This window comes from Ornithinibacillus salinisoli, from assembly GCF_042684965.1.
In the GTDB taxonomy this organism is placed as follows: domain Bacteria; phylum Bacillota; class Bacilli; order Bacillales; family Amphibacillaceae; genus Ornithinibacillus; species Ornithinibacillus salinisoli.
Genome location: NZ_JBHUMI010000014.1, coordinates 517,923 through 529,811, shown reverse-complemented (window position 1 = coordinate 529,811; position 11,889 = coordinate 517,923). Strand labels below are relative to the sequence as shown.

Annotated in this window: 10 protein-coding genes; 5 read left to right on the top strand and 5 right to left on the bottom strand. The window is 35.3% G+C overall.

Going from position 1 to position 11,889, the window contains the following annotated elements:
* Positions 1–511: 511 nt before the first annotated feature.
* Positions 512–1,243 (top strand): LysM peptidoglycan-binding domain-containing protein, encoded by a 732-nt coding sequence (locus ACFSTA_RS09750; RefSeq protein ID WP_377556442.1) that lies wholly within the window; start codon positions 512–514, stop codon positions 1,241–1,243.
* A gap of 58 nt (positions 1,244–1,301) precedes the next feature.
* Here the strand turns inward: ACFSTA_RS09750 and ACFSTA_RS09745 are convergent, their stop codons facing one another.
* A complete protein-coding gene (locus ACFSTA_RS09745) occupies positions 1,302–1,430 on the bottom strand; it encodes a hypothetical protein (RefSeq protein WP_377556441.1) in 129 nt (42 codons plus the stop codon).
* Between the two features lie 345 nt (positions 1,431–1,775).
* Here ACFSTA_RS09745 and ACFSTA_RS09740 point away from each other — a divergent pair, with 345 nt between their 5' ends.
* Both ACFSTA_RS09740 and ACFSTA_RS09735 read left to right on the top strand, forming a co-directional pair.
* The gene (locus ACFSTA_RS09740; protein ID WP_377556440.1) at positions 1,776–2,966 is read left to right on the top strand and encodes a glycine C-acetyltransferase; all 1,191 of its coding nucleotides are present in this window, start codon (positions 1,776–1,778) and stop codon (positions 2,964–2,966) included.
* 31 nt (positions 2,967–2,997) lie between these two features.
* Positions 2,998–3,936 carry an L-threonine 3-dehydrogenase gene (locus ACFSTA_RS09735; protein ID WP_377556439.1) on the top strand — a complete coding sequence of 313 codons (939 nt, stop codon included), beginning with the start codon at positions 2,998–3,000 and terminating at the stop codon, positions 3,934–3,936.
* A gap of 163 nt (positions 3,937–4,099) precedes the next feature.
* On the opposite strand, the gene ACFSTA_RS09730 is transcribed toward ACFSTA_RS09735, so the two are convergent.
* On the bottom strand, positions 4,100–5,719 hold the full coding sequence (locus ACFSTA_RS09730; RefSeq protein WP_377556438.1) for an ABC-F family ATP-binding cassette domain-containing protein: 1,620 nt from the start codon (positions 5,717–5,719) through the stop codon (positions 4,100–4,102).
* A 249-nt stretch (positions 5,720–5,968) separates the two neighbouring features.
* Here ACFSTA_RS09730 and ACFSTA_RS09725 point away from each other — a divergent pair, with 249 nt between their 5' ends.
* Positions 5,969–6,595 carry a hypothetical protein gene (locus ACFSTA_RS09725; RefSeq protein ID WP_377556437.1) on the top strand — a complete coding sequence of 209 codons (627 nt, stop codon included), beginning with the start codon at positions 5,969–5,971 and terminating at the stop codon, positions 6,593–6,595.
* A gap of 496 nt (positions 6,596–7,091) precedes the next feature.
* Here ACFSTA_RS09725 and ACFSTA_RS09720 read toward each other — a convergent pair whose 3' ends face one another.
* The 3 genes from ACFSTA_RS09720 to rarD all read right to left on the bottom strand — a co-directional run bounded on the left by ACFSTA_RS09720 (position 7,092) and on the right by rarD (position 10,515).
* Positions 7,092–7,727 (bottom strand): YpmS family protein, encoded by a 636-nt coding sequence (locus ACFSTA_RS09720; RefSeq protein WP_377556436.1) that lies wholly within the window; start codon positions 7,725–7,727, stop codon positions 7,092–7,094.
* Between the two features lie 5 nt (positions 7,728–7,732).
* On the bottom strand, positions 7,733–8,632 hold the full coding sequence (locus ACFSTA_RS09715) for an SGNH/GDSL hydrolase family protein (RefSeq protein ID WP_377556435.1): 900 nt from the start codon (positions 8,630–8,632) through the stop codon (positions 7,733–7,735).
* A 980-nt stretch (positions 8,633–9,612) separates the two neighbouring features.
* Positions 9,613–10,515: an EamA family transporter RarD gene (gene rarD, locus ACFSTA_RS09710; protein ID WP_377556434.1), complete on the bottom strand. Its 903-nt coding sequence runs from the start codon at positions 10,513–10,515 to the stop codon at positions 9,613–9,615.
* Between the two features lie 179 nt (positions 10,516–10,694).
* Between rarD and megL the strand changes: the two genes are divergently transcribed.
* Positions 10,695–11,882: a methionine gamma-lyase gene (gene megL, locus ACFSTA_RS09705; RefSeq protein ID WP_377556433.1), complete on the top strand. Its 1,188-nt coding sequence runs from the start codon at positions 10,695–10,697 to the stop codon at positions 11,880–11,882.
* Positions 11,883–11,889 lie beyond the last annotated feature (7 nt).

Genomic DNA, 11,889 nt, shown 5'->3' with positions numbered 1-11,889 from the left:
ATGGTTTTAGAAGTTTTAAACGTTTTAGGGCGAAGATCTTATTAGCAAGACAGTATAAAGAAGTTGGGTTACATGTTGGGTAAAGTGGCAAAATTAATCGCCACCCCAACATTTGACGTAGAACCATATTTGTTGGGTTTCAGGTAAAATTCTAAAAAAATACATATGAATCTAGAAATTATAAGAAATTTTGAGCAAAAATTTTATTGGCAAGACAGTATAAAGAAGTTGGTTACATAAAATTTAAGTTGGAAAATTTTATTCTCTATCCCAAAATATTACTTTAATCCAACCGAAAAATATCTCTCCTTTATTTCAAAACGATTAAAAAATAGGAAATTATGACTAAAATAAATAAAAACTACTCCTTTTGTCACAAATCTATTATTTTTGTAATAAATTCTAGTAGTTCTGGTAATCCTTGTAATAGACTTTTAAAAGTCTTGTAACTGCATTGCCCCATCATGTGTGATAGGATTGGCAATGTCGGAAATTTAAGGAGGGACTACTTATGAAAAAAATAGTAGCAGTACTTGCTTCTAGTATCCTATTAGCAGGTGCATCTGTAACGAATGTTTCCGCAGCAGATTATGAAGTTGAAAAAGGAGATAGTCTTTGGGGAATAGCGCAGAACTTTAATACAACAGTAGATGATATTCTAGATATAAATGACTTAGACGAAACAGTTATCTATCCAAAACAAAAACTATTGATCTATAAGAAGTACTTGGTTCAAAAGGGAGATACATTATATGCCATTGGAAAGGAACATGATGTATCTGTAGAAGATTTAAAGGAATGGAACGAATTAAAATCAGATTTGATTCTTATAGGACAAGAATTATCCATTAAAACATCGAAAGAAAATAAAGATGATAATGAATCTAGCACAACAGCTTCTACCCTTTCGAAAAAGGAAAAGAAAACCGACGAAGAAACACCGGAAGGAAAAACAATTTCTGTATCTGCAACGGCCTATACAGCAAAATGCCAAGGTTGTTCAGGTATTACTTATACAGGAGTTGATTTAAATAGCAATCCAAATGCCAAAGTAATTGCTGTTGATCCAAGTGTAATTCCACTAGGTTCACAAGTATATGTTGAAGGTTATGGGTATGCAACTGCTGCAGACATTGGTAGTGCAATAACAGGAAACAAAATTGATATTCACTTACCTACGAAAAAAGAAGCGCTCAATTGGGGTGTTCGTACAGTCGATGTAACAATAATCGATGAGAATTAAGAATGATAGGAAAGTACCTAGTTTAGGTGCTTTCCTTTTTTATATTTTTATTTTCTAATTAGAATTGTGTATTAGTAGATTGATCACTAGGATCTACGATTTGGTTTTCGTTCGAATCCTGAACAAATCCAAGAATACCAAAACCTAAAATGAGTATCATAAATAAAGCAATTAATACTTTTTTCATTTTACTGCCTCCAAATAATTAATTCAACAGTACTTAGTATAATAAATATATAGAGTGAATACCATCTCTTTTTCTAACAAATTAACGGTAAATCTTACAAAATTGTAATATAATGGCCAAAGTATGAAAAAAATGTTAATACATAACGATAATGTGTATGATTTTTTAAGATTAAACGATAATAACAGAGAAGAAATAATACACTTGTGATTTGTGTTTACTCATAGTAAACATTTATCCAAAGTTATGATAAACTGATAGTAAAATAAGGCTTTGTATATAAATTTGTTCACTTGACATGGACAAGTGTATATGAAGCGCTTACATAATAAAGGAGGAATATAAATGTCCAGTAAAATATTGGATACGTTTTTAAATGAAAATATTGCAGAACTAAAAGATCGTGGATTATATAATGAAATTGACCCAGTACAAGGTGCAAATGGCCCCAGGATAAAAATTGAAGGTAAAGAACTGATAAACCTTTCCTCGAATAACTACCTTGGTCTATCAACAGATGACAGACTTAAAAAAGTAGCAAAAGAAGCGGTCAATACCCACGGTGTTGGTGCAGGTGCAGTTCGTACTATTAATGGGACGCTAGATCTTCACATCGAACTAGAGAAACGACTTGCTGAATTTAAAGGGACGGAAGCGGTTATATCCTATCAATCAGGATTCAACTGTAATATGGCAGCTATCTCAGCTGTAATGGATAAAAATGATGCCATACTATCGGATCAATTGAATCACGCATCAATCATTGATGGTTGCCGGTTATCCAAAGCTAAGATCATTCCGTTTAATCATTCTGATATGGATGATCTTAGGAAGAAAGCAAAAGAAGCAGTAGAATCAGGGCAATATAAAAAGATCATGGTAATTACAGATGGTGTGTTTTCGATGGATGGAGATGTAGCAAATTTACCTGAAATAGTTGAGATTGCCGAAGAACATGATTTGATTACATATGTGGATGATGCACATGGATCAGGAGTATTAGGAAAAGGTGCTGGAACGGTAAAACATTTTGGTCTACAGGATAAAGTAGATTTTCAAATGGGTACATTATCAAAAGCTATGGGTGTAATAGGTGGATATGTAGCAGGAAAGTCTAATTTAATTGATTGGTTAAAGGCTCGTTCACGTCCTTTCCTATTTTCTACGGCTGTTTCACCAGCTGATGCGGCAGCTAGTATCAAAGCAATTGAGCTTTTAATGGAAAGCACAGAACTACATGACAAGCTATGGGAAAATGGAAACTATTTAAAAGAGGGATTGAAGAATCTTGGATTTAACATTGGTGATAGTGAAACTCCGATAACACCGTGTATAATCGGAGATGAAAAAGATGCACAGAAATTCAGTAAGCGTTTGTATGAGGAAGGTGTTTACGCGAAATCTATCGTATTCCCTACCGTACCAAGAGGAGCTGGACGTGTAAGAAATATGCCAACTGCTGCTCATACGAAAGAAATGCTTGATGAAGCAATCACTGCATATGAAAAAGTTGGTAAAGAAATGGGCTTAATATAAAAAGACATAGACAGGTTAGAGAGGGAATAAGATGAAAAAAATACTAGTAACTGGAGCTTTAGGGCAAATAGGTTCAGAGCTTGTTGCCAAGCTTCGTAATATTTATGGAGCATCGAATGTAATTGGTTCCGATATACGTAAAGTAGAGGGTGCTGAAGAGCAAGGTCCGTTCGAAATCATTGATGTCACAGATGCAGAACGTATTTTTACTGTGGCCAAAGAACATAAAGTAAATACGATTATGCATTTAGCTGCTTTATTATCGGCAACTGCAGAAAAGAATCCAAAATTGGCATGGGATATCAATATGGGTGGTCTTGTTAACGCACTAGAAGTTGCTCGCGAACTAGATCTTAAGTTTTTTACTCCTAGTTCAATTGGAGCATTTGGACCTAGTACACCAAAAAATGGTACACCACAGGATACATTACAACGTCCAACAACCATGTATGGAGTAAACAAAGTATCAGGCGAATTACTATGTGATTATTATTTCCATCGTTTTGGAGTAGATACACGAGGTATACGTTATCCAGGGTTAATTTCTTATGTAGCTCCTCCAGGTGGTGGAACAACCGATTATGCAGTGGAAATCTATTATGAGGCAATAAAAAATAAAGCATATACATCATATATAGGTGAAGGAACATACATGGATATGATGTATATGCCAGATGCATTAAATGCGATTGTGCAGCTAATGGAAGCAGACCCAAATAAACTAGAGCACCGCAATGCATTTAATATTTCTTCGATATCTGCAGCACCAGAAGATTTTGCAAAAGCAATCCAGAAATATATACCCGAGTTTACGATATCGTATGATGTTGACCCTGTAAGGCAGAAAATTGCCGATAGTTGGCCAAACAGTATCGATTCTTCTGCTGCAGCGAAAGAATGGGGATTTAAAGCGGAATATGACCTGGACAAAATGACAAAAGAAATGCTTGAAAAAATTGGTGAAAAATGAAATAATTCGTAGTTACAAAGCGCCCTTTTCGAAAAAGGGCGCTATTTTCATGGGGATTTTAAGGTGCGGTTAGAGTTGCTTGCTTTTTGGGAGAATTGTTGAAGAAAAAATCAGCAACAATGCGGTAAAAAAGCTCTCCGCTTTTGCGGAGAGCTTATCTCAATTATTCGTACATCTCACTAATTTTCTTCTGTAATTCTCGGTCGGATACATATTCATCATAACTCATCTCTTTGTCGACAATTCCCTTAGGAGTAATCTCGATTAGTCGATTTGCAATACTATTTATGAATTGATGATCATGTGATGTAAATAGGATAGATCCTTTAAATTTAATTAGCCCATTATTCAATGCTGTAATGGATTCTAAGTCTAAGTGGTTTGTTGGTTCATCCATTAGTAATACATTTGCATTACTCAACATCATTTTTGATAGCATGCAACGAACTTTTTCTCCACCAGATAAGACGTTTGCTTTCTTTAATGCTTCCTCACCAGAAAATAACATACGACCTAAAAATCCGCGTAAGAAAGTTTCCGTTTCGTCTTCAGGAGAAAATTGACGCAGCCAATCTACTAACGGTAAATCATTATTCTCAAAGAATTTACTGTTGTCCTTTGGAAAATACGATTGGGATGTTGTAACGCCCCATTTAAATGAACCTGCATCAGGTTCCATTTCACCCACTAATATTTTGAATAACGTCGTTTTAGCAATGTCATCGTTCCCAACGAAGGCAATTTTGTCATCCTTGTTCATGGTAAAGCTAATATTATCAAGAACTTTCTTTCCACCAATCGTCTTCGTTAAACCTTCCACACGTAATAAATCATTTCCAATTTCTCGCTCTGGAGTAAATGCAATGTACGGGTACTTACGAGAAGATGGTTTAATATCATCTAGTGTAATATTCTCTAATAACTTTTTACGAGAGGTAGCTTGTCTTGACTTTGATGCATTGGCACTAAAACGGGCAACAAAAGCTTGTAATTCTTTAATCTTCTCTTCTTTTTTCTTATTGGCTTCTTGAGCCATTCGTGAAGCTAATTGACTAGATTCGTACCAGAAATCATAGTTACCGATATAAATTTCAATTTTTCCGTAGTCAACATCAGCAATATGCGTGCATACTTTATTTAAAAAATGACGATCGTGAGAAACAACAATGACCGTATTCTCAAAATTAATAAGGAATTCCTCTAACCACTGAATGGCTTGGATATCTAAGCCATTCGTAGGCTCGTCTAGTAGTAAAATATCAGGATTTCCAAACAAGCTTTGTGCTAATAATACTTTTACTTTTTGGTCCGCCGTAATATCAGCCATTTTCATTGTGTGCAAGGACTCTTCAATTCCCAAGCCTTTTAACAATATAGCTGCATCTGCTTCTGCTTCCCAACCATTCATTTCAGCAAATTCACCTTCAAGTTCTGCAGCGCGCATACCATCTTCCTCGCTGAATTCTGCTTTCATATAAATGGCATCTTTTTCCTGTTTCACTGCAAATAATCGTTCATGTCCCATTAGTACTGTTTCAAGCACTGGAAGGTCCTCATATGCAAAGTGGTCTTGCTTTAATACTGCAAGTCGTTCACCAGGAGCCATGGAAACATGACCAGTTTGTGGGTCAATTTCACCAGATAATATTTTGAGAAAAGTTGATTTCCCAGCGCCATTCGCTCCAATTACACCGTAACAATTTCCGGGTGTGAATTTTAAATTAACATCTTCAAATAATTTTTTATCGCCATATCGTAAACTAACATTAGAAACATTAATCATTGATTATTAAATCCTCCAATATAATAGTAATCACCGTTAGCTTACGTGATTTAAAGGGTTTCGTCAATGTTTTAGGAGTGTTATGATAGATAATAATGATATTTAAGATATTTTTTTGGTAATTTACCAATAAAATAATAAAAAAAAGTTAAAAATTAACTTGTTTATTTCTTGATTTTTCGGTAAAGTTTTGTTTATGGTATTGTTTTTTGATTTTGGGTTAGTGAGGAAGTCGTGAGGGGGAATTTTATGAGAGAAAAAACAATTTATCTTCTCTTTTCAGATACAGGGACGTATTTATCGAGAGCCATTAACTATTGTACAAAACAATCTCTTAATCATGTATCGATAAGTTTTGATCCAGAATTGAATGAAGTATATAGTTTCGGACGGATAAATCCTAGAAATCCTTTTAGTGGTGGATTTGTTAAGGAAAATATTCGTGGAAATTTCCTTAAACACGCTAAATGTAAGATTTATTCGCTCCAACTCACTGAACCAGAATACAATAAAATTCTATCAAATATTAAAGAAATTGAAACTAATGCAGCAAATTATAAATATAATTTTTTAGGATTAATAGGTATCTTGCTGCAAATTGAAATAAATCGTGACCATGCACTTTTTTGCTCACAGTTCGTGGCAACTGTTCTGAAAGACTATGAAGATTTTAAGCTAGAAAAACCAATATGTTTTGTTACACCCGCAGATATACGTGAACAATCTGGTTTACAATTAATCTATCAAGGTAAATTAGGAGAGTATCCAGAACAATTTATTACAGATACTGATAACATGCAGGATGAGACATTGGTCGCAAAGCAATCATTATTATTATTTGTTAGGAAAAAGGTTAAACAATTTGTTATTCGATAATAAAGAATGAAGCCGTATCACTTCGCATAAGTGTACGGCTTTTTTTTATTCTAGGAAATTATAAAATTTAATGCCTGTGGATACTTCTTGGCAGGAACAGCCACGTCCAGCTCCGACGGACAGGACGTCCTAGTGTCGATGATGCCACAGGACGTGGCGATTTCATCGACCAGCGCCCAGCGACTAGCGCAACTTCCCTCACCTTCGTACGATAACAGTTCGACATAGTCGAACATCCTTAAACTGTAAGATTAAAGGAAGGCCGACTAAAATCGGGCTTTGCGCCCAACGTCGGCATACCCCTATGAAGGGGCGTGTTTCCTTTATCTCCTACGGGGACTGTTCAATTAAAACCGCCACTTTGCGTGGCAACATTGAACCACCAGCGTTACGCTGGCGCAGTTCGTACGTCGCTACGACGCACAGGACGTGCTAGTACAGGCGTTGCCACAGGACGTGGCGTTTTTAGCCTGTAAGGGCGCTTGCGCTTTTGTTCTTATTCTAGCTCGGGAGGTAATTCAATTCCTAACGTTTCGTAGGGGACCTTTAATTTGAAAGCGAGGTTATTTCCCCCTAAATCAATATGCTCTACACTCACATGAAAGTTACTTTTTATATCCATTTCTGTTACTGCAACATAAATTTCTTCTTGTTTTGGGTTTATAATTACCCATTCCGGAGTCGGTAAGTATTTTTTCATATATTCCATAATCTTTTGATTTGGTAATTGCAATAATCCTAATGAAATAGAACGTTGTTTTAAAATAACATCTCCATTTTTTTGAACAATCGGTTCTAAGTGAACAGATAGTGGGACAGTAGATGAAAAAGCAGGTAGCTCACCGATTAAATGCACATCATCCTCTAAAACAATGCTATATTGATGGTTCGTGTTTTTTAACAATTCATCAAGATAAGCATTAACTAATTCATTAAGATTATTTTTCGTCGTTCGGATGACAAATTCAGAGCTCTTTTGTGTTGATTCTTGCTCTGGATCCGGTAGTTTAGCTTCAGATACTGGCCAGAAAATAAGGGTGATTAGTAAGAGAACAATAAGGATGTTACATGTGAGCAAAATGAGAAATAACTTTTTCCAATTCTTCAATTTTGTCTTTTTATTTTTGGCCATGTCGCTCACCTTTCTTCTGTTAAATACTCTAAAACGCGTTCGGCCATCAATTCATAACCTTCCTCGTTTGGGTGGAAATTATCATCCGCAAACAGGTTTACTTCTGTGCCCACAAATAAGTCCTTGGTTGGAATGAAAGTTCCATTTGAATGTTCTTCAACAAGTCTTTGACCAGTAGCATTCCATGAATCAACAATTTGGTCCAATTCTTCGATCTCGGGGAAATATTGTGAAAAGGGATTGTAGAATCCTATTAAATAAATTTCTGTATTACTATTAATTTCATGTATCCGTTCTAAAATAGTCTTTACTCTTTCTTCATAATGTACAAGTTCCTTAGAGAAGGGTTCAAATGTTAAGTTGGTAAAGTTTTCTTTAGCAACCTGCATGATATCATTTGCACCAATTGTAATTAATACGATATCGGATTTCTTTATCGCATCTACAATAGAAGCATCATTTAAACGAGTAATAAGTTGATCGGTTCTATTTCCTCGTTTTCCAAAATTGTCAAAGTGGACCCTTTCATCAGTTGCATTTAGTTGTTCTTCAATAATGCCAACATACCCTCCACGATCCGTACGATCACCGACTCCTTGAGTTAATGAATCACCAATAGCGACAATATTTGTTTCTTTCCGTTTGAAAAAGTCAATTGTGCTTTCTACTGCTTCAGAAATAATATCTTTAAAGTTTTCTGTTCCATTTTCTTCATTTTCTTCGACTTGATTTTCATCGGAGTCATTTTCCGCATTTTCCTCGTCATTTTCTTGTTCATCTTCGTTGGTAACATTAGGCATGGTAATGTTGTTAGTAGCGTTAGATTGTTCGAAAATAATAAATGTAGCAACCCCGAAACAAAGTAGTAGTAGCGAGATGATATAAATAAACATTTTCCGCTTCATGGGATACCCGCCTATTCTTCAAAAGTATTCAATATTATTTTATGATAAATCAAGTGTCATATCTACTCCATTTATTTATATATACCCAATTTTTATATCTTTTAAAAGGATGTTTTTCAAGTACTGATGTATTTAGTGTAATGTAAAAAGAGGACGATTCCAAATAGGAAATGAGGCTAAGACATAACTATAACTTTCCACTCTAAAGACGAATGCTTACACGGCAGGAAGTTTAGAATGTTACTTTTTCAACAGTTAGACATTGATTTTTGAGGTTAGAATGCGAAGCAACTGAACTAAAGATTAGATTCGCTCATAAATTTAAATATTCGCTCAGAACCGACAGCAATTCGCTCATAAAGTCAAATATTCGCGCAGAACCAGCAAGGATTCGCTCATAAAATCAAATATTCGCTCAGAAGCAACAATTCCGCCCGCCCTGCGTTGCAACTTCCATACTTCTCCTATTCATTTGTTCATGACTGTAAAGCTACCATTTCGTCAATTAAAATTTGGAAAATATATCTTAAAGTTTAATTCCTTTTTTCGCACCATTATTGACTTCGACTGCGACGTTGCCGAACATTCCTTTTTTAAATTGCGTTATTACAGCGATTTTTTAGAAGGTGATTTTTTAATAAATAATTTTATTAAATTAGTAATAGTTAATATTATAAGAACGCTTGATAGAATTGTTAACCATAATAACTCTTTTTTTTCAAAAGTAACTATGAATGAGGAAATAAGACCGATCAAAATAATAAACATATAAATTTTTTGTTTCATTAAAGCGTATACCCCCTAGTTGGATTATCTTTATATATAAGATGACTATACTCTGCTTACAGGTTTCATTTTAAAAATAGATAGATACCACTGATTATAGTAAACAATTACGAAAGTAACGGTCAATATGTCCGTCACACTTTACATCAACTACTTCTTTAGAGTAACTACCTAAAAAAAACCCTTCAGCACATTTAATTGGTTTGCTTCCGAATGGGATGCCGATATATCGAACCTAAATAAATAAGCAAGGCAACCCAAATAAATCCAAATGAGATAAGGTGTGCTTGAGAAAACGTCTCATGGTAAACAAATATCCCTAACAACAGCATAATGGTAGGGGCAAAGTATTGTAAAAATCCTACCATTGCCAAAGGAATTCGTTTTGCTCCACTGGAAAATAGTAATAATGGTACAGCGGTTGCAACACCAGCTCCAAATAGAAGTAGATTTGTTGAAGAAGTTACATCCGACGTTGAAAAAGCGTTTACTGGAATAATTAGTAAATAAATGATTGCCAAAGGTGTAACGATCATCGTCTCGATCGCTAGCCCAAACATGGGTGGTATATCAACGGTTTTCTTGAAAAGACCATATAATGCAAAACTAACTGCCAAAGTTAATGACACCCAAGGAAATACACCATAGCTAATGGTAAGGTATAGAACCCCAATTCCAGCGAGGATTACAGAAAACGTTTGTTGCTTAGATAGCTTCTCTTTGAGTACGATGATAGCTAACAATATACTTACAAGAGGATTGATATAATATCCAAGACTTGCTTGAATGACATGGTCACTATTAACAGCCCAAATGTAAGTTAGCCAATTTAAACTAATCACAACGGAGGCCATTGTTATCCCAAGTAGTTTTTTACGATCTAGTAGTATCGTTTTACATTCTTGTATAAATGCTGGCCATTTTTTCAAGAATAAAATAATAATAATCATAAAAAGAAATGACCAAATGATGCGATGAGCTAGAATTTCACCAGCAGGAACATGGTCAACAACCTTCCAATATATTGGCAAAAAACCCCATATTATGTATGCTGCAGCGGCATACATAATTCCTACTCTTTCAGTTTTATTCTCCATATAACGACCTTCTTTTTTCTTATAATAGTCAATCTAAATAAACTAATTTTAGATCTAAGTTCATAAAAAATCAATTAACTAGATTTATTACAATGAAAAGAAAACGCTTTCAAAAATTAGTTTTATAGAATATGATAGTAGTGGAGGATCAAAAAGCCATAACAAATTAGGGGGAGAGTATGTTGACTCGAAAACATAATCGCTTTGAAACTTCAGTTATTCATGAAGGGTACGATGCCAAAGACATGCTAGGTAGCTTGTCGACACCATTATTTCAGACATCAACATATACATTCACTTCAGCAGAACAAGGAGAAAGAAGATTTGCTGGGGAAGAAGATGGCTATATCTATAGCAGATTAGGGAATCCAACGGTGACGGTTCTTGAAGAACGTATAGCAGCATTGGAAAATGGGGAACGGGGTCTTGCTTTTGGTTCTGGAATGGCCGCTGTTTCTGCCACTTTAATTGCTTTAACAAAATCTGGAGATCATATTCTATGTTCATCTGGATTATACGGCTGTACATTTGGATTATTAACCATGATGAAAGAGAAGTATCATATCGATCATAATTTTTCTGCAATGGAATCAAAAGAGGCAATTAAAAAGTTAATCCGACCGGAAACGGCTTGTATTTATGTGGAGACTCCGATAAATCCTACAATGAAATTAATAGACTTAAAGATGGTAGCAGATGTAGCTAAAGAATATGACATACCAGTCGTTGTTGATAATACATTTTCTTCACCATATTTGCAGCAACCACTTGAATTAGGCTGTGATGTTGTTATTCATAGTGCAACAAAGTATATAGGCGGGCATGGAGATGTGATAGCAGGATTAGTAGTTGGAAAAAAAGACTTCCTTGATTCTGTTGCAATGACGACGCAGAAAGACATCGGAGGAATTATTTCTCCTTTTGATGCATGGTTATTATTACGTGGCCTTAAAACGTTGCCAATCCGGATGGATCGACATTGCGATAATGCCGAGCAAATAGCTAAGAAGTTGAAAGAACATCCCAACGTTACGAGTCTATTTTACCCGGGTGATGAGACAAATTCGGGCTATGAGATTGGGCAAAAACAAATGAAACGTGGTGGTGGTGTAATCTCATTTGAAATAGCTGGAAAAAAGGAAGACGCACAAAAGTTACTAAATAAGCTATCCTTCTTAAAAATTGCAGTTAGTTTAGGGGATGCGGAAACATTAATTGAACATCCTGCAACAATGACACATGCAGTTGTCCCAGAAGAATCACGCCTAGAGATGGGAATTACAGACCAACTTATCCGCTTATCTGTCGGTTTAGAGGCGCGGGAAGATATTTGGGCAGACCTGAAGCAAGCACTAGATCAATTGTAAGTTCTAT